This window comes from Candidatus Binatia bacterium, from assembly GCA_036493895.1.
In the GTDB taxonomy this organism is placed as follows: domain Bacteria; phylum Desulfobacterota; class Binatia; order UBA1149; family CAITLU01; genus DATNBU01.
Genome location: DASXOZ010000023.1, coordinates 1 through 18,655 on the forward strand (window position 1 = coordinate 1; position 18,655 = coordinate 18,655).

Annotated in this window: 13 protein-coding genes; 9 read left to right on the plus strand and 4 right to left on the minus strand. The window is 66.2% G+C overall.

The window, feature by feature from the left end; all coding sequences use genetic code 11:
- From VGK20_06485 to VGK20_06500, 4 genes are all read left to right on the plus strand, one after another.
- The coding region (locus VGK20_06485; protein HEY2773681.1) for a hypothetical protein at positions 1-1,006 on the plus strand (1,006 nt) is incomplete at its 5' end.
- 1 nt (position 1,007) lies between these two features.
- The gene (locus tag VGK20_06490) at positions 1,008-1,763 is read left to right on the plus strand and encodes a PP2C family serine/threonine-protein phosphatase (GenBank protein HEY2773682.1); all 756 of its coding nucleotides are present in this window, start codon (positions 1,008-1,010) and stop codon (positions 1,761-1,763) included.
- Between the two features lie 77 nt (positions 1,764-1,840).
- Positions 1,841-3,355: a hypothetical protein gene (locus VGK20_06495; GenBank protein HEY2773683.1), complete on the plus strand. Its 1,515-nt coding sequence runs from the start codon at positions 1,841-1,843 to the stop codon at positions 3,353-3,355.
- A 72-nt stretch (positions 3,356-3,427) separates the two neighbouring features.
- The gene (locus VGK20_06500; protein HEY2773684.1) at positions 3,428-5,335 is read left to right on the plus strand and encodes an adenylate/guanylate cyclase domain-containing protein; all 1,908 of its coding nucleotides are present in this window, start codon (positions 3,428-3,430) and stop codon (positions 5,333-5,335) included.
- Between the two features lie 6 nt (positions 5,336-5,341).
- On the opposite strand, the gene VGK20_06505 is transcribed toward VGK20_06500, so the two are convergent.
- The 3 genes from VGK20_06505 to VGK20_06515 form a co-directional block, all read right to left on the minus strand.
- Complete coding sequence (locus tag VGK20_06505) at positions 5,342-6,802, minus strand: hypothetical protein (protein HEY2773685.1); 1,461 nt, start codon at positions 6,800-6,802, stop codon at positions 5,342-5,344.
- Positions 6,803-6,804: 2 nt separating this feature from the next.
- Entirely contained in the window at positions 6,805-7,695 is an 891-nt protein-coding gene (locus VGK20_06510; protein ID HEY2773686.1) for a ferric reductase-like transmembrane domain-containing protein, read from the minus strand.
- An 85-nt stretch (positions 7,696-7,780) separates the two neighbouring features.
- Positions 7,781-9,676, minus strand: a complete 1,896-nt coding sequence (locus VGK20_06515) for a cyclic nucleotide-binding domain-containing protein (protein HEY2773687.1) — start codon at positions 9,674-9,676, stop codon at positions 7,781-7,783.
- A gap of 101 nt (positions 9,677-9,777) precedes the next feature.
- On the opposite strand from VGK20_06515, the gene VGK20_06520 reads away from it, so the two are divergent.
- The 3 genes from VGK20_06520 to VGK20_06530 all read left to right on the plus strand — a co-directional run bounded on the left by VGK20_06520 (position 9,778) and on the right by VGK20_06530 (position 15,577).
- A complete protein-coding gene (locus VGK20_06520; protein ID HEY2773688.1) occupies positions 9,778-11,163 on the plus strand; it encodes a multiheme c-type cytochrome in 1,386 nt (461 codons plus the stop codon).
- Positions 11,164-11,281: 118 nt separating this feature from the next.
- Positions 11,282-13,651, plus strand: a complete 2,370-nt coding sequence (locus tag VGK20_06525; protein HEY2773689.1) for an FHA domain-containing protein — start codon at positions 11,282-11,284, stop codon at positions 13,649-13,651.
- 30 nt (positions 13,652-13,681) lie between these two features.
- A complete protein-coding gene (locus VGK20_06530; GenBank protein ID HEY2773690.1) occupies positions 13,682-15,577 on the plus strand; it encodes a heme-binding protein in 1,896 nt (631 codons plus the stop codon).
- Positions 15,578-15,766: 189 nt separating this feature from the next.
- Here VGK20_06530 and VGK20_06535 read toward each other — a convergent pair whose 3' ends face one another.
- Positions 15,767-15,907 (minus strand): hypothetical protein, encoded by a 141-nt coding sequence (locus tag VGK20_06535; protein HEY2773691.1) that lies wholly within the window; start codon positions 15,905-15,907, stop codon positions 15,767-15,769.
- A gap of 526 nt (positions 15,908-16,433) precedes the next feature.
- Between VGK20_06535 and VGK20_06540 the strand changes: the two genes are divergently transcribed.
- Together VGK20_06540 and VGK20_06545 are read left to right on the plus strand one after the other, a co-directional pair.
- The gene (locus VGK20_06540; protein HEY2773692.1) at positions 16,434-16,814 is read left to right on the plus strand and encodes an FHA domain-containing protein; all 381 of its coding nucleotides are present in this window, start codon (positions 16,434-16,436) and stop codon (positions 16,812-16,814) included.
- Complete coding sequence (locus VGK20_06545; GenBank protein HEY2773693.1) at positions 16,798-18,648, plus strand: hypothetical protein; 1,851 nt, start codon at positions 16,798-16,800, stop codon at positions 18,646-18,648. The genes VGK20_06540 and VGK20_06545 overlap by 17 nt, the downstream gene beginning before the upstream one ends.
- Positions 18,649-18,655 lie beyond the last annotated feature (7 nt).

The following is an 18,655-nucleotide window of genomic DNA, read 5'->3' on the forward strand; positions in this document are numbered from 1 at the left end:
GAGCAACACAGTTCGCCTGGTCATCCTGACGGTCGTGGGACTCGTAGCCCTTTACCTTGTCCTCTCGATTCTCGGCGTGCTGATCGGAACCCGGTTTGTCTGGGGCACCGTCGACTACGTCGTCGACAATCTGTCGAGCCGCTCGGGCATCAGTCCCTTCCTGGTGCGCGGTGCGACGATCCTCGGGACGATTCCTTTTTTCATGGCAGTCTCCAGGTTCACCGGCGACCTGTTCGGCCTGATGAACCTCGGCTGGGCAAGCCCGCTCGGTTTTTTCCGCCGCCAGGCCGGCATTGTCATCGTCTGCTACATCGCCGGGTTCTTCGTTCTGATGTACTACGCGTCGGTCGATGCATATGCCTACAAATTCTGCGCCGATACGCGGGAAGGCATCTGGACCTCCGATGGTCCCGGCAAGGATCCGGTCTATGGGGTGGAGACAAAGCCGTGCACGCCCGATCAGATCGCCACGCTGCGACACACCGGCGGAAAGCTGGCCGCGCCGAAGGAGATCCACGTCGCCGATGTCGGGACGTTCGCGTGGTTTGACAGCGTCACCGGAAAGCCCAACGTCTGGTACAGCCGAAGCGTCAATGGCCACTACCGGTTCTTCGATCGCCAGGGCAACGATCCGACGACAGGCGAGCCGCTTCGCCCGATCACGCACGAGGTCATCGAGCAGCTATCGGCGAAGGCGGAGATCGAGAGCTCGGTGCATACGGCGCACCAGCAGTACGATGCCGGGAATTTCCAGGGAGTGAAGGAGGCGTGCGATCGCGTGCTCGCCTCCAGTCCCGCCAATCCGGATTGCAAGGATCTTCGCGCGCGCGCCGGCGTCAAGCTCGCCCAGGATCTGGTCAAGAAGGGACAGTCGCAGAGCGAGCGCGGGCAGTTCGACGAGGCGCTATGGAATGCCCGCGAGGCGCTCAAGCTGGACCCGAGCAACGCCAATGCGACCAAGCTCGAGCAGTTTGCGCTGAGGATGAAACCGCAGCAGATAAATTGAAATGATCGTCGCTTTCGGTGCCACCGACGTAGGAAAACGCCGCTCCCTCAACGAAGACACGATTCTCGTGGCCGGGAACCTGTTCATCGTCTGCGACGGAATGGGAGGCCACAAGGCCGGCGAGGTCGCCTCGCAACTCGCCGTCGAGGTGATCTCGCGCTTCATCAATCTTTCCGGCGACGACAACGACATTACGTGGCCGTTCGGGTTCCAGACCGGCTTCTCGCTGGAAGCCAACCGCCTGCGAACGGCGATCAAGCTCGCGAACCGGGCCGTGATGCGCAAATCTGCGTCGTCGGACGAGTACACCGGGATGGGAACCACGGCGACGGCGGCCCTGCTCAGCAAGTCGCGTCCGCACGTCACCTACGCCAACGTCGGCGACAGTCGCATCTACCTGATTCGCCAGGGCACGATCGTGCAGCTCACGCGCGACGACTCCTGGGCCAACCTGCCGTGGGAAGACGGGCAGGCGGACCAGGCGAACGCCGCGAACATGAAGCACGTTCTCACCAAGGCTCTGGGCGCCCAGGACGATGTCGAATTCGACGTGACCACGCACGAGCTGAGCGATGGCGACATCCTGCTGCTGTGCTCGGACGGTCTGACGAACATGCTGTCGGACGAGCGAATGCTGGAGATCGTGGCAAAGCGGGCGGACGATCCCGGCACGGCTTGTGACGACCTGATCGCTGCGGCCAACAACGAAGGCGGCCGGGACAATATCAGCGCGATTCTCGTCTGCTACACGGCTTGAAGCAGCCGCCCTAGCCTCGTTTCGGACAAACGATGGATACCTCGAGGAGCACAAGACGACCGGCTCAGCATTCGCGAATGCTGATGACCGCCGTGCGCATCGACGCGCAGGCGGAGGGCGCGCCCGAACGCGCCGCGGAGCTCTGGGAACAGGCCGAGGCAAAATCGGCCGCGGGCGCTGCAGCGTTTCTCGACAGCAGGTTCGAAGAATCGTGTAAACATTTTGACGAGGCAGCCGAGCTTTATCGACACGCTCTCGACAAAGCCAAGGCCGCGCATCCGGTGTCGGCGCCTTCTCCGGGAGGCACGCCTGCAACCGCTGGTCCGCGCGACGCATCACTATCCGAGCACACGCTGACGAGCGACGACGCGACCACCTATGCGCCGCGTCCGCAAGGCGGACAGGCGGCGCCGGGTGCCGCCGCGGCAGGCGCCGCGGAAAGCAACAAGGTTGCTTCGAACGCCGTCCGCGACGAAGCAGCCGGCGAGATCACGAGCGGTCTGCCAAGGTTCGCAGTCGCCGCAGGCGGCGTCGTAGTGCTGGCGCTGGTGGCGGGATGGATCTTCATGGGATCGAGCGGGCCTTCGAAGAGTGGGCCGGTGTCCGAGGAAACTGCGGCCAAAACACCGGCAACCCAGCCGGCCGGGGAGAGCCCGGTCAGCGAAAATGCTTCGCCGCAGGATTCGGCGGCGGACGCCCGCGCCGCGCGCGAGCGTGCAGCCGCCGAAGCACGCGCTGCTGCGCAGGCAAAGGCTGACGCGGACGCGAAAGCCGAAGCGGATCTGCGCGCAAAAGCCGAGGCCGATGCACGCGCTGCGGCCGAGGCCGCGGCTCAAGCAAAAGCGGAGGCCGATGCACGCGTCGCTGCGCAACAGAAAGCCGAGGCCGACGCTCGCGCCGTGGCGCAGCAGAAAGCGGACGCGGATGCGCGCGCAGCGGCGCAAGCAAAGGCCGCGGCCGATGCACGAGCTGCAGCACAACAGAAGGCGGACGCCGACGCCCGAGCTCTTGCCCAGCAGAAAGCGGAGGCCGAGACACGCGCGGCAGCCAAGGCGAAGGCGGATGCCGATGCGCGCGCTGCCGCACAACTGAAGGCGGATGCCGACGCCCGGGCTCTTGCCCAGCAGAAAGCGGAGGCCGAGACACGCAAGGCCGTCAAAGCCGAGGCTGACGCACGAAAGCTCGCACAAGTCGACAAGGCGTTCGGCAACGATGGCATCTCACGCGACAAGGGGGCACTCGCGAAGGCATACGCCTCCATCTACATCGAGCCCGCCGACGGGAAACGCGGTGGCGGTGCCTGGGGAGCGTGCTGGCGTACGGATCGAACCGCGGCCAGGCAGTGTGCGCAGGCGAGTTGCGAGCAGCAGCGACAGTCTTCGCAGAAATGTACCGAGCAGGCTTCGAGCGCACCTGGCGGCTACTGCGCAATCGCACGCGCGGAGGGCTACGGCGTCTCGTGGGGATTCTGCAATGACGATCCGTCCCAAACCGCGCCCGGCGCAATGACCGGATGCACGGGGCTGGCTCGGCGTACGTTCGGCTCGTCCTGGTCGGCTAGCTGCCATATCGTCTGGAGCACCCTGCGCTGACCCCGCATTCGCGGGTGACCCGCGTCTCCTGTCCGACTGGCTTCAGGACAGCCGGCTGCTAGTGTCGGCGCGATGTTCGACCTGGTCTTCGTCACCGGTGCCCGCGCCGGCCAGGTCGTGCCGGTCTCGCGAACCATGACGGCGGGTCGCAGCGAACAATGCTCGCTCGTCGTTCCGGACATCAACGCAAGCCGGCAGCACTGCGAGTTCCTGTTCGACGGCACCAAGGTCACGCTTGCCGACCGGAAATCCGCCAACGGCACCTACCTCAACGAGAGCCGCATCGAGCGAGCGACCATCCTGCAGGATGGGGACGAGGTGCGCATCGGGCAGACGCGACTGCAGTTCCACGTGCGCCGGCTTCTGGACGACACCGAGGACGACGGACGTGCGACGTCGTTCTCGCTGCACGACGGCGCGCCGGGGGATCCCGCCTCGCGCGTCGACCAGACCAGCTCGGTTCTGGTCTCCGACCTCGCAAAAAAACCTCTCGACGGGCAGGCGCTCGCCGCGCGGCTCGATGCCATGATCAAGGTCTCGAAGGCGCTGGTGAACATCCGCGACTTCGACATGATCGCGCGCGGAATCCTCGATGCGCTGTTCGAGGTTCTGCCCCAGGCGGATCGCGGGTTCCTCATGCTCGGCAGTGACGTCGAGCGCCTCCTGCCTCAGGCCGTCAAGTGCCGCAAGGTTGCCGACGAACAGCTCTCGATCTCGCGTTCCATCTGCGGGTTCGCGATGCAGCAGCGACGTGCCGTGCTCTTCAACGACATCTGCGGCGGTGGGGAGCTGCAGTTCGGTGCGTCCGTCTACGCACTGAACATCCGCGCGGCAATGGTCGTTCCGCTGATCGTCGACGACGAAATCCTCGGCGTGCTGCAGCTCGATACGCCGCTCCAGCGCGCCGCCTTCACTCCGTCGGATCTGGAGCTTGCCGCGGCAGTGACCCAGCAGGCGGCCATCGCGCTCAACAACGCCGCGCTGCTGCGCAAGGTCGAGAAAGAGACCGCCAGCAGGCTCAGCCTGCTCCGCTTCCTGCCGACCGCGATTGTCGAACAGGCGGTCGCCGGCAACCTCGACCTCGAGCTCGGGGGCCGCACCTGTGACTGCACGATTCTTTTCTCCGACATCGTCGGCTTCACCAGCATCTCCGAAAGCCTGGCGCCGCAGGTCGTGGTCACGATGATGAACGACTACTTCAGCCGCATGGTCCCCTGCATCGAGACCATGGGCGGCGGGATCGACAAGTTCATGGGCGACGCGATCCTGGCTGTCTGGGGCGTGCCTCTGACGACTGCCGACACGTCGATCCGCGCGGCCGCGGCGGCGCTAACAATGCACAATGCGAGCATCGGCCTCGAGCACAGCCATCTGCCTGCCGACGCTCCGCGGCTGGAAATGGGAATCGGCATCAACTGCGGAACGGTCGTGGCGGGCAACATCGGCGCCGACCACCGCGTCTCCTACACCGTCGTCGGTGATGCGGTAAACACAGCGCAACGGCTCGAGGCAGCGGCCGGGCGCGGCCAGGTCCTCGTCAGCGCGCGGACCTGGGAAGAGCTCGGGGGTCTAGGGATCGGCGTGGCGATGCCTCCGCTGAAAGCCAGGAACAAAGCCAAGGCACTGGCGACGTACAGCCTGCGCGGGCTTCGAGGCGACAACGACGAAATCCTGCTGCACATTCCGCTTCGCATCGGGGCCGGGCGCGGGTGGCTGATCCGGCTTCTCGACGACGGCACCTTCATCGTGCTGCATCCGCAAAAATCGAATCCGTCCGAGCATGCGGTGGCAACTGAAATGCCGGAGTGGCCGACGATGGAGCTGGGACTCGGCAAGACCCACGCGGTCATGCCGCATCTGCCGAGCGACGGCGCGCTGATTCGCAGCCAGGTCGAGTTTTCGTCGCCCGCTTTTCGCGATTGGCTGCGCCTTTCCGAACGGATCTGCGAGCGCGAATGGTCGCGGATGCCGAGGGACTGAGCGCTCCTATCGCTCGACGTCCTCCCACCACTTGATTGGCGCTCGCGGCGGCGACGGCAGCGGCATCGGCGCCTTCTCCGCACAATCGGCATTGCCGGCGCACGCAGGTCCCGGTGCCGACGCAGCGGCCTGCACGGCCGCCAGTGTAGCCGGCGCGAGCGCGGGGGCCGTCGCCTTCGACGAGTCGTGGTAGAGATGGCACGTCATGCAGGAAGTGCCGGCAGACTCGCGCTGACCGTCGACATGGCAGCGCTGGCAGACCGCCTTGCCGGGGATGTTCGTGTCGGAAGTCTCGCGGCTGTCGCGGACGTGGGCATGACATGATTCGCAAGGCATCATCGCGTGGCGCCGGTGCGAAAAATCTGCCCTGGAGAGCCAGCGCTCGGCGATCGCGGTCGGCGCGATCTGCGGCAGCGCCGACGCTGCATCGCGACGTCCCTGCTCGACGTGGCAGAGGAAACATCCCTTGTTCAGGTCGTTTCGCGACTGGCGCTGGTCCGCTGGCAGATCGCTTCCTTGCGCGTCCTTCGTCGGCGGCTCGACGTAGTCCTTGTAAAGATCCGCCTCGAGGACCGCCAGGCTGAAGCGCTCCACCGCAAATGGCGGGCGTGGCGCGCGCCCGGGCAGCGGAGGCTGGGGTACCAGCAACTCGGGACTCGGCACCACGACAGCAGCAGACTTCCTGCGCAGATCCTCGGAGGCCGCGGTCCAGATCGGTGCCGCCGCATCGATGAGCTGGCGCCTCAAGTCTTCACGAATGGCTTCGGGCGGAGCATGCAGCGCGGCCAGGCTTGCCACGGGCCCGTCGACGAACTGCGTGTGACAGCGCTGGCAGTCGGTCGCGTAGCGAATCGGCTGCACGCGCCTCCCGTCGGCGCCGAGCCGGTGGCACGACGCGCACGAAAGAGGCCGCTCACTGTCCGGGATCTGGCTGGACGTCAGGTGCACCTGGTGGTTGAAGCGCAGCATTGCGGGATCGTGATCACGCTTGCCGTCGCGCAGCGCCGCGAACTCGGGATGCGCAGCAAAGGTGCCGATCTTTGTCTCGATCTGCGGATCCTTGCCGCTCGTCTTCAGGTCTCCATGGCAGGAGACGCACGCTTGCGCGCTGACCGACAGAAACACATCGGTGGGACGATGCTCGACGTGGCAGTGCGCGCAGCGCGGAGTATCGACTTCGTCCGCCGCATGGCGCCGCAGCGAGTGACACTGCTGGCACGCGGCGTCGGCGACAACCTGGAATGCATCGTGGCAAGTCTCGCACTTGTCGCCGAACAGAGCGTGGCTGGCCGACACCGGCCTCGGGAGGAACTGCCGGGGCCCTTCCAGCTGGCGAAGCAGCAGCCAACCGCCGACACCGGCAACGACAGCCACGGCCGCGGCAACCGGATAGTGCCGGCGAAACGAGTCGCGTCCGGGGAACCCCCGCAGCCGCAGCCGGCGCGCGATGTCCTTGCTGCCGCGCATGGTCAGTAGCGAAGCGCGAACCAGATGTGGAAAGCCACCAGGACGAGCAGCATGATCGACAGCGGCGCGTGCAGGTACAGCCAGTTGTGCAGCAGCGCGTGCAGGCGAAGCTGCTCATCTGTCTGCCGCGACTCCTCGCAGATCGCACGAAGTTGCTCGATGCGCGGCGCGAAGTCGGCAGACATGTCGATCGTGAGCGCCAGCAGGTCGGGCGCCTGCAGGCGCTGGCCGCGCGCGCGATGCAGGTAGAGCCGGATCTGTTCGAGATACACTGCGCGGAATTCCTCCGAACCCGGCGCCGCGGTTGCGGCGGTGTCACGCCGGGCGGGAGCTTTCCAGCCCGCCTTCTTCTCCTGCTCGAGCCACGCGCGCTCCTCGACGGCTTCGGCCAGAGGACCCGTCACGTTGGCGACGATCTCGTAGGCATCGACGGCAAGTCCCCTGCGCACGTGGTCGATCTGCGTAGCGACCGTCTCGGCCGGCAGCTGCTCGAGCATCATGCGCGGCACGATCTGCTGGAGTGCGAGCCCGACCAAGCCGCTTACCGTCACGATGAGGAACAACACCATGAGGATCGTCGTCAGGGGACCGCCGAGCGAAAAGCCGCTGTGCAACACGATCAGCAGCACGCTGAGCGATCCGCCCCAGATGTGGATGTTCATCCACGTGCGGGCACTGCCGAGACGCCAGGTACGAAACCTCTTGCGCAGCGAAAAAAGCGCGGCCAGGACCATCAGCGACGTTCCGAGGATTCCGAACGCGAGGCCGCTCGGGCTGCCGCCGCTCGGCCCGTAAAGGGCCGCACGGGCCGAATACCAGTAGAGGCCGCATGCTGCTGCCGAAGCGACGAGCGTGGCGGCCATCCAGCCGCGCTGGTCACGGTTGATCAGCATGTCTCCTGCATCATCGATGCACGGCCCACAGCAGGAAATGCAGGGCAACCGGCGAAGGTCCGCGTTGCCATCGGTCCCCTGCGCTTCATGGCACCTGCAGGTCCGCCGTTGCCAGGAACGCGGTCGGATTGACGCGAATCGCCGCGTCGTGCGGACACGCGTACACGCAGTTCGGCCCGTCGTACCCGGCACAAAGATCGCAGATGGTCGCCTTCAGTTTTCCGGAAGAGAGGTCGATGGGCCCATCGGGAAGAGGCGCACCGGACGGCGTCGCCAGGTCGATCATGTTGATGTTGCCGAACGGACAGCTGTTGGCGCACAGCCCGCAGCCGACACACCAGTCTTCAATGTGGACCTCGAGCGAGCCGGTACGGCGGATCGAGGCGACAGGGCAGCCGATCATGCACTTGGGGTCGGTGCAGGAGCGGCACGCGAGCGTCACCAGATATTTGCCGAACCTCGGCCCGTCGCGAGTGAAGCGGGGAACTCCGGAATGGGCCGCAGCGCACGCCCGCACGCACTCGTCGCAGCGTGTGCAGCGCTCCAGGTCGATCAGCAGCGTGTTCTGCGAGTTGAAGAGGCTGAGCTCCTCGACGCGGCGCAGGTACGACTGATCAGAACCGTCGGCGCTGGCCGCCGAAAGCGGGACCGGGCGCGTCGTCGCCGCGGCGAGTTGCTCGAGCACTCCACTGCCCGCCAACGCTTCGTGCACCACCTTGGCCTGAATCCTCACGATCTCGCAGTTGTCGAGCGCGGTGGCCGCGACCGTGCGCGGGAAGCCCGGCTGCTCGACCGACTCGCGCGCAACCTCGAACGTATATGCTTCGGCAAGGGTGATTCGGTCGCCGACGGAGACGATCGCCTCCTGTACTCTCCTGCCGTTGAGGAAGGTGCCGTTGTCGCTGTTCTCGTCGATGAGACGAATGTCGTGCTCGCCCGCTTCGAAGCGGCAGTGGCGGCGGCTGACGCTGCTGTCCGAGGCGGCAAACGGAATGGTCGCCGAACGGCGCCGCCCGATCGTGACCGTGCCGGTCAAAGGAACCACCGGTCCCTGCGGCTGGTCTACCCTTCGCAGCACCAGCCGCTCCAGGCGCGGCCGCTCCCCGAGCGCATCGGCGCCGACCATGGTGCCGCGTCCCGAGTAAGCGAGAATCCGCTCGCCGCCGGGCTGCTTTCGCGACAAGCGCACCGTGCCGGTCGCGACGATGAAAACTGCGTCAGCCGCGGTGCCCTCGGCGTAGAGAATGCCGTCGGTAAGCTCGTCCTGCGTAGCGAGGTCCGATGCCGCGACGAGGTTATCGATCTGCGCCGCGGAAAGCTGTGCGAAGATCTGCTGGGTCGCGATCGCGTTCCGGATCGTGGCCAGGCGGTGCAGATCGTCGACTGCGGCTGCACTCTTGCCGCTCGCGCGCACGGTATCGAGCACCGAGCGTAGCATTTCGATGACTTTGCAGTCGGTCTCGGCCCGCACCGTGATCTCGCGTGGATGGAAGTTGACGCAGGCGTCGATGCCAAACACGTCTCCGGGGCCAAGAGTTCGCGGTGGCGGCGGTGCAAGCGGATGCAAGGTGCCCCAGGCCGTGACCTCGCCGATCGAAGCCGGCACCTCCATGTCTCGGGTCGAGCGCGTTCGGCGCATGAAGATCGAAGCCAGGCGCCGCAGCGAACGGGCGGTCCGCCCCTGCGGCGGCATGGCGTCGACGTGCGCAGGCAAGAATGCGGTCGCGCTGCCTTCGACGAGAAGAAATGCGGTGGATCCGTAGCTCCCGGCCTCACAGATGATCTCGCCATGCCGATACTCGCGCAGCACGGCGGCGCGAATCGGGTTGCCGGTGACCCGGTGGATGAGATTGTCGCGCAGCCGGTCGGCGAAGTTGGACTTTCGCGCCGCGAAGAACGGAAACTGCCCGAGGGCTTCCGCGTCGAGGGATTGACCACCGGAAAGCCCGGCGTCTATAGTTGCGCCCTCGCTCGTCCCCATACTCAGATTCTTCGAAAGTGCGGACCGAAGCGACGCGAGTTATACCGATGCGGTCGGAGATCACGCAAACCCGCCGTCGCAATGCGCCTGCTGCATCTCGAGTGGTCACCGCCCTGCCTGCGATTGCGATCGCGTGCCTGTGGATCGGTATTCGTGCCGCCCGCGCCGACGAGCCGGCCACCGCGCCGCGATTCCACGGCGATACGACGTGCGGGAAGGCTGCCTGCCATGGCGGCCCGGTTCCCGAGCACATCTCCCACACCGGTTGTCGCGACACGCCCGACTCGTGGAAATGGGCATGGACGCAGTGGCGCAATCGCCGCGTCGACCACCACAGCCGCGCTTACGAGACGCTGACACGGCCGGAATCCCAGACGATCGGCCGCTACATGGGCATCGTCCCGACCCAGAGCGACAAGTGCCTGCAGTGCCACGCTCCTGCCGCCGTCGCGATGCCGGCCGGCAACTGGCAGCGAAAGGACGGCGTCACCTGCGAGGACTGTCACGGCGGATCCGAGTTCTGGCTCGAGGCGCACAGCCAGAAGGACTGGAAGGAGAAGAAGGCGGAGTACGCGAAAAGCAAAGGCTTTTACAACAATTCCGATTTCCGCCTGCGAGCCGAAAAATGTGGTCAATGCCACGTCGAGATCGACCACGAGATCGTCGCCGGCGGACATCCGCCTCTGCAATTCGAGATGGTCGCGTACGCGCAGCTGATGAAACACTGGAACGATTCCAAGGATCGGGAAAACAGCCCCGACTGTGCGGATCCGTCGCTGTGGAGCATCGGACAGCTCGTGGGGCTGCGACGCGCGGCCGAGATGGTCGCCCGCCGGGCCGCAGATTCCGATTACCAGTCGATCGGCAAGTTCCCGCATTTCGAGGACCGCGACTGCTACTCGTGCCATCACAAGCTCGTTGCCGACGGCATCCGGCAGGTCGCAGGACACTTCGCGATGTCGGACGTGATTCTCTCCGTTCTTCTGCCGGGGGAGAAGGGCGCGCTGGCCGCTGCCTGGTCCCAGCTTCAGTCCTCGGCCGACAGTGACCGCAAGCTGGCAGCGCAGCGGGCGGGCGAGCTCGGCGCGATGGCAGCCGACTATTCGCGGAGAATCGCTGCAAAATCCGTGACGCGGGCCGACGCCCAGGCGCTGCTCAAGCGCATCACCGCCAGCGGCGCCACGCTCAAGGCCGTGCGACGCTTCAGCCATTCCTCGTCGCCTTCGTCCAACGTCGAGTCCGAGAGCGAGCCGAGCCTGCCGTGGTGGTACACCACCGGCGCGCCGGAACAGACCGTCCTCTCGATCGAAGCTTTGTGCAATCCTGCATTCGATTCGATCGGTATCGACCGCTGCAGCGGCAGCCAGGGCATAGAACCGGAGCTGAGACGGCTCGGCGAGGCCACGGACCGGTTCCACTACGATCCGGAGCAGTTCGCGAAGAGCCTCGGCGACATTCACCACAAGCTGTTCCCCGGCTCGGAATGAGTCCGGTCGAATCGGGTACTCGTCACAACCGCCGTGCCGGATTCCTTGACATGAAAAAGGCCCGACCTGTAGGTTGCGCACCCACGCCGCCTTTCGGCGATTTCCAGCGCAGGGTGCCATGTCGACGAAGGAAGACAGCGACTACACAATCCATGGATCGCTGCGGGTGCCGCAGCCACACCATACTCCCGACGTCATCGACGTACTGATCGCGGGAGCAGGTCCCGCGGGAAGCGCCGGCGCGTTCCGCGCTACCGAGCTCGGCCTTTCGTGCCTGCTGCTCGAGTACGATGAAGCGCTGTCGCGCATCCGCGACTATCCCAAGGAAAAGCACATCTACCCCGAGTACGGCGACGACGAGAGCCCGTTCCCGGCCGGGGACAGCCTGATGGCATCGCTGCAGTTCACGGAGATCGACAAGGACGACCTCGTCGAGGACTGGCACGCGAAATACAAGACGGCGAACGCGCCGCTGCGGATCGGCAGCGAGCTGACGGGCCTCGTGCGGGGCGGCGACGGCGTATTCGAGATCAAGACCTGGAACCACCGGACCCAGGAAGAGGTGCTCTACCACGCGCGGAGTGTGATCCTGGCGATCGGCGCCGGGAAGCCGCGCCGATTCCAGATTCCGGGAAACATCGACGGCATCGCGTTTCGTCTCGACGATGCCAAAGCCTATGTCGGCGGACCGGCTCTCGTGATCGGCGGCGGAACTTCAGCCGCCGAAGCGGTGATCGCGATCTCGAATGCGAAAACGGGCGCGAAAGACGCTACCGCCGTCTACTGGTCGTACCGCAAGGCGCAGATGCCGCGGGTCGAGCGCAGCCTGAGCGGCGCGTTCTTCGACGCGTACGTCGTCAACGCGAACGTCCGTTACCTCCCCTACTCCGAACCGATCCTCGTGCTGACAGCACCGGACCGCAGCGAAGTGCTGTCGGTACGGATCGACCGCAAGCCGGTGGACGGACGGCCGACCGAATCGCTGCATCTCGAGTTCCCGAAGAACAAGGTGGTGGCCTGCATCGGCGGCGACGTTCCCCACCAGACGCTGCAGAAGTTCGGCATCAAGATCCCGACGATCGACGGCGAGCCCTACATCGTGGTCACGCCCGATGGAGAGTCTTCGCTGCCTGGAGTGTTCCTGGTCGGAGACCTCAAGGGAACACCCGAGTACTACCAGTGCGGCGATTTCGCCGACACGGGGACGTACAAGAAGCGTCGCGACAAGCGCAACATCAAGATGGCGATGCGCGACGCCGTGCGCGCGGTCGAAGTCATCGCTTCGCGGCTCGGAAAGATCGAAGGCAAGCCTGCCGCGCCGGCGGCGGCGCCGGCACCATCGAGCACCGACGCTACCATCGTCATTGCTCCGCAGATGGCCAGCCACCAGGCAGCGCCCCAGCTCGGCGACCGCCTGGTCAGCCTGCTTCCGGATGGAAGCGTCGAAAGCGAGTTCCCCGTTCGCGGCGATGCCGTCAAGATCGGGCGCAGGACCGACGGCCTGACGTTCGACGACGCCGCGCTGGCGGATCACCACGCGAGCGTCACGCGCCAGGACGGCCGGTTCTGCGTCACTGATACCGGAGCCGGCTCGGGTGTCTGGCTGCGGGTGCGCGGAGAGGGTCGCGATCTCGCAGCCGAGGACCAGGTGTGGCTCGGCAGCCAGATCCTGAGGCTGATGAGACACGACAGCGGCTGGGTGCTCGAGCACTACAACGGGCGCGGCGAATACCAGCGCACGATCGAGCTGACCGACCGCGGGATCATCGTCGGTCGTGCCGCCGAGGTGACGCTGGATGCCAACGACCGCTCGCTTTCGCGCGGACACGCGCGGCTGGCGCTGGCTGGCGGACAGGTACGCATCACCGACATCGGCAGCACCAACGGATGTTATGTGCGCCTCACCGCTCCGGCAGTGCTCAGGAGCGGAGACGAGTTTCGCATCGGGGGACACCGGCTGCGCTTCGAGTCGGCGGCTGTCGAGGAGCCGATCGCACCGGGAGCCGTCGTCGTCGACCTTCCCGCGCAGCCGCCGCCCTCGGTTGCCGCAGCACCCGCCGCTGCGACTTCTGCCGCGCCGCAGCCCGCCGCCGCGCTGTCGGGCCCGAGCGTCAGCTTTGAAGACGCGAAGAACCCCGTCGCCTATCCGGTTGCCGACAATCGCGACGTGCTGCACGCGTTCTTCGATTACCTGAAGGCCCGCCACCCGGACATCGACCTCAAGCGCTGCGGCGTCGACAAGAGCCGCAAGTGCCCCGACGACCATTACAAGGAACCTCTCGACTGGAGCTGCGAGCTCGGTACCTGCGGCTACTGCGCAGTGCAGGTCGTCGACGGCGCCAATCTCGCGCCTTCGGGCAACCCCGATCTCGAGAAGAACACGCTGCAGAACGTCCGGCGCGTCTCGCCGGACCTCGCGAAGTACCGGCTCGCGTGCCTGACGCGGTGTACGGGCCCGGTCACGCTGAAGGTGCTGCCGAAGTCCTGAACGCGATCTGCTGCGGCAAGCGGAGCAACGATGGACGAGAGACGGAGACTCCTGCGCAGTGCAGCCTGTTACGGCGCCGCAGTCGCGCTCGCCGCCACGCTGGGCGCGTGCGGCGGCGGAGGCGGCACCGGCGCGCAGGATGCCGTCCCGCCTCCTGCGGATGAAACCAACGCTGCCGCCCTGCTCAAGGCCGACGAAGTGCTTGCGATCATGCAGAGCTCGGCGCGAGCCCAGTCGCAGCCGGTGGCAGTCGCAGTCAGCGATCGTCGTGGAGTCGTGCTCGGCGTCGCCACGAATTTCGGCGTCGACGAAGCGACCTACCGGAGCCAGTGCCTGACGGGCTGCCCTTCGCGGGACTTCGCGCTGGCTTCGGATTCGGACTGCGTCGTGATCGACCGGGCCGTGCAGCTCGCGCGCACGGCAGCCTTCTTCAGCGCGAACGAGACTCCGCTTACGTCCCGCTCGGTGCGTTTCCTCAGCGGCGAGCATTTTCCTCCGCACATCCACGACACCGGAGCGGCCGCGCTGTTCGGCATCGAAAACACCAACCGCGGATGCAGCTTCGATACGGCGCCGATTGCCGGATCCGATCTTCCGCCGCGCGCGCCGAGCCTCCAGTCCATCCTCGATCCGTCGCTGCGCTGCCAGAGCAGCTCGTCGGGCGCAGACACCTGCGGCTGTTCGACGGGTATCGCCACATTGCCGGGCGCCGTGCCGATCTACCGCGGCGGCGTGATGGTCGGCGGCGTCGGAGTCGCAGTACGGGGAGTATCCGCCCCGTTCGACCCCGTCGCTGCCCATGACGCGCCGGACACGATTCTTCGCCGTGACGACACCGATCCGGCGTGGGCGGTCGGCGAATTTGCCGCGCGCGCATTCGTCGGCGATGACACGTCGCTGCCGCGCGTGCAGACGCAAGGTCTCGAAGGCCTCTGCACGCCGGGCAATGGCGTCGTTCCGCCCGCCTGCTGCGCATCGGGCGGGAACTGCGATCTCGACTTCCTTCCCCACCCGCTGCCTGCCGGCACCGATCCGGTCATCTTCGTCGACGGCATCGAGATCCCCGAGATCGACCTCGATCCGCAGGTGAACGGCGTCGGCGCCGGAGCGCCGCTGACGACACCGCTCATCGTCGATGCTTCGGCCTCGACGGAGGTCGTGCATTCGGGCTGGCTCGTCCCTGCGCACGCTGCAGGCACGAACGGTGGGCCGTTGGCGGCGGGCGACGTCGAGTCGATCATCGATGCGGGTATCGCGGAAGCCGAAACGATCCGCGCGGCCATCCGCCTGCCACTGCAACAGCGATCGGCGATGGTGCTGGCCGTTACCGATCTGAACGGGGAGCTCCTCGGCGCCTACCGCATGCCCGATGCGACCGTTTTCTCGATCGACGTCGCGGTGGCCAAGGCGCGCAACGTCACGTACTTCAGCAGCGAGACGATCGCGCCGATCGATACCAGGAACTGCCCGGGCCCTTCGATTGCCGACTGCGGCGAGTCGTTCTTCCCTGTCGACGGCAACTCCAGCACCGCGATGACGAACCGGACGATCGGATTCTGCGCGCAGCCGTTCTTCCCGCCGGGAATCGATGGCACCGGCTCCTCGCCCGATTTCAACGGCGGCCCTTTGCGCCGGGTTTTCATCGAGGATTCCGCCAATCCCTGCGGCAATGCCGGCCAGACGGCCAACGGCCGACAGGACGGAATCGTGTTCTTCCCCGGCAGCGCGCCTCTCTATCGCGACGGTGTGCTGGTGGGCGGCCTCGGTGTCAGCGGCGACGGAGTCGAGCAGGACGACATCGTGACGTTTGCCGGCACCCAGGCGGGTCCTGGCTTCGACGCTCCGGCGGCCCTGCGCGCCGACCAGATCCAGATCGGCGACGTTCGCCTGCCCTACCTCAAGTTCAACCGGCAGCCGGACGAATGACGCAACCCGGAACGACACGAGACAGCGACCGCGCGGCGCAATGAGCGACAAACCCGAAAAGGACGCACCGAGCGACGGCACCGTGATCCTTTCCGGCGGGCCGCCGAAGCTGCACCCGCACGAAAATCCCCCCGCCACCGATCCGTCGAAAGCGCCGCCGCAAGGAAGCGCTCCTCCGCCGCCGGTGATTCATCCTGCAAACCCCGCTGCCGCCGCGTCGATACCCGCGCCGCCGAACATCCCGTCGCCACCGAACTTTTCGTCGCCGCCGAATATCGCGCCGCCCCCGCATCCTGCGTCCTCGCCGCCCATCCCGGCGCCACCCGTCATTGCGTCCCCGCAGCGTACTGCGCCGTCGCCGCCCGACGCGGCACATTCCGCATCGCCACCGCCTCCCGGTACAACGCAGGCAACCAGCACGCCGGCACAGCAATCTTCTCCTCCTGCATCTGCGGACGCGGACGATCTCGGCGCCGCAACACAGATCATTTTGCGTCCGAAGTCTGGTGGAGAATCGACGATGTACGCGGCCGGACCGGCACCCGCACTGCATCCTACGGCCTCCGGCGCGCAACCGACGCCCGCGCCCGCGACATCCGATCGCGCCGCAGTGCCCACCTCCGCGCGTGGAGCGCCGTCGTCCGATTCAGCCGCGCGCCAGACGCAGCCGTCCACCAGGCCCCCGGCGACAGCGTCGGCGCCGGCTTTCGCCGGTTCCGCCGCGCCTCGCAGCACCGACGCAGCGCCCGACGACACGACGATCGGCCCGGCTGCCATCATCGCCGCTTCTGCGTGGATTCGCCTCGCGCGCGTCGCACCGCCGGATCACGCCGGCGAAGAAACGCTGACGCACCCGATGTCGATCATCGGTCGCGCGCTAGAATGCGACCTGCGCCTGTTCTCCTCCAGCGCTTCCAGGCAGCACGCCAAGATCGAGAAACGCAATGAGGGATGGGTTCTCGTACCGATAGAAGGCCGGAGGGTCATGGTCGATGGGGAATTCATTGACGCGGAAGTGCTGCTCCAGCCGCAGATGCGGCTCAGCCTCGGCGACGACGAGCTCGTCGTGGTCGACCAGCTCGTCGATGCCGAGCCCGTCGTGCAGCACGAGGCGGCAGATGGGCAGGAGCGGCATGGCACAGCGGTCGCGTCCATTCGCACATACGTTTTTTACGGCGCGCTGGCTGTCATCGGACTCGCGCTGCTCGATATCCTCCTGCGTGTACTCCGTGGATAGGCCCGTGCGCGAGCATGGCTCTCTCCTGCTGTCGCTGCGGCGCGCAACCACGCTCGTTGCGCTCGCAACCGTTGCGGTCCTGAGCGCAAGCAGTGCTCTTGCCCAGGACAAGGCGCCAGCCGCGGCAGTTCCTGCGAAAGACGCCACCCCGGCCGCGACAACAGCCGGAGCCGATGGCGCGACATCGCCGAACCAGGCGCCCGGCCCCAATCAGGTGCTCGGCCCCAACCAGGCGCCGCCACCGCTGCCCGGTTCCGAAACCTCGCCGACCGATGCCGGCAAGGCTACGGTCTACGAGCCGGTGCGCGACCGCTGGAGGATCCTTCCGTCGAAGTATCCCTGGTACGACCCTTACAACCGCAACGTGCTGAAGGGCGATTATCCTGTCTGGCGCGACGACATCTTCCTCAAGCTGACCGGCGTCTCGCTGACGCAGATCGAAGGCCGCTCGGCGCCGACGCCGAGCGGCGCGAGCGCCGGGGATCCCGGCAGTTATCGTTTCTTCGGCAATCGCAACGCCGATCTGATCGACCAGAAGTTCGCCATGCGCGCCGAAGTGCAGAAAGGACTGACGTCGTTCCGGCCTTTCGACTGGAAGCTCACTCTGGAAGCCGTCGGCGACGTCAACCATCTCGGCGTCGACGAGCGCAACAACGTCAGTCCCGACGTTCGCGACGGGGAAACGCGGACGACCGGCGACGTCGCGCTCGAGCAGGCAGCAGTCGAGGTGCACCTGGCGGACATCTCGTCACGGTACGATTCGGTGTCGATCCGAATCGGCCGCCAGCCGTTCCACAGCGATTTCCGCAACCTCATTTTCGCGGACACGAACCAGGGAGTGCGCCTGTTCGGGAGCGCCGACGGCAACCGCTACCAGGCCAATCTCCTGTATTTCTACCAGGCCGAGAAAGACACCAACAGCGAGCTGAACACCTTCGACCTGCGCCACCAGCAGATCTTCATCGCAAACCTGTACATCCAGGATTTCCTGCAGCTGGGCTACCAGACCGAGTTCAGCTTTCACCTGAACGACGACAACGGCAGCAAGGACGGCTACACCTACGACAACCAGGGATTCCTCGTCCGGCCGGATCCCGTGGGCATTGCGCAGCTGCACCACGTCGAGGCCTACTATCTCGGCTGGACCGGCGACGGCCACATCGGATGGCTCAACATCAGCCACGCATTCTACGAAGTGGTGGGGCACGACGACCAGAACCCCATCGCGGGTCGCTCGGTCGACATCAACGGACAACTCGCGTTCCTCGAGCTGTCGGTCGACCACGACTGGATGCGCTACCAGGCCTCGGCATTTTTCACGTCCGGCGACGACGACCCGCGAGACGGAAAGGCGCGCGGCTTCGACTCGATCCTGGACGATCCGAAGATCATGGGAGGCGAGTTCAGCTACTGGGAGCACCAGAGCATCCGCATCGGCGACCGCGGCGGCGTGGCGGTCACCCAGCGCGACAGCCTCATTCCTGATCTTCGCAGCAGCAAGCTCGAGGGCCAGACCAACTTCGTCAATCCGGGCATCTTCATCGCGAACATCGGTGCGTCGGCCGAGCTGACGCAGACGGTGCGCCTCGTCGGCAACGCCAACTACCTGCGCTTCGTCGAGAACAAGACGCTCGAGGTTCTCCTCAAGCAGCCGGCGATCCATGACGACGTCGGCGTGGACATCAGCCTCGGCGCCGAGTACCGGCCGTGGCTGAACAATAACGTCATCTTCACGCCATTCGTCGCGGTCTTCGCGCCGCTCGGTGGCTTCAAGGACATCTACCAGGCCGGCGCCCTGTTCCAGGCCGGCTTCGACCTGCGACTGACGTTCTGAGGCAGGG

What these genes read in the sequence shown, in the direction of transcription:
- VGK20_06490 (HEY2773682.1), top strand. Translation starts at nt 1,008, where the DNA reads ATGATCGTCGCTTTCGGTGCCACCGACGTAGGAAAACGCCGCTCCCTC.
- VGK20_06495 (HEY2773683.1), top strand. Translation starts at nt 1,841, where the DNA reads ATGCTGATGACCGCCGTGCGCATCGACGCGCAGGCGGAGGGCGCGCCC.
- VGK20_06500 (HEY2773684.1), top strand. Translation starts at nt 3,428, where the DNA reads ATGTTCGACCTGGTCTTCGTCACCGGTGCCCGCGCCGGCCAGGTCGTG.
- VGK20_06505 (HEY2773685.1), bottom strand. Translation starts at nt 6,802, where the DNA reads ATGCGCGGCAGCAAGGACATCGCGCGCCGGCTGCGGCTGCGGGGGTTC.
- VGK20_06510 (HEY2773686.1), bottom strand. Translation starts at nt 7,695, where the DNA reads ATGCTGATCAACCGTGACCAGCGCGGCTGGATGGCCGCCACGCTCGTC.
- VGK20_06515 (HEY2773687.1), bottom strand. Translation starts at nt 9,676, where the DNA reads ATGGGGACGAGCGAGGGCGCAACTATAGACGCCGGGCTTTCCGGTGGT.
- VGK20_06525 (HEY2773689.1), top strand. Translation starts at nt 11,282, where the DNA reads ATGTCGACGAAGGAAGACAGCGACTACACAATCCATGGATCGCTGCGG.
- VGK20_06530 (HEY2773690.1), top strand. Translation starts at nt 13,682, where the DNA reads ATGGACGAGAGACGGAGACTCCTGCGCAGTGCAGCCTGTTACGGCGCC.
- VGK20_06535 (HEY2773691.1), bottom strand. Translation starts at nt 15,907, where the DNA reads ATGACGGGTGGCGCCGGGATGGGCGGCGAGGACGCAGGATGCGGGGGC.
- VGK20_06540 (HEY2773692.1), top strand. Translation starts at nt 16,434, where the DNA reads ATGTCGATCATCGGTCGCGCGCTAGAATGCGACCTGCGCCTGTTCTCC.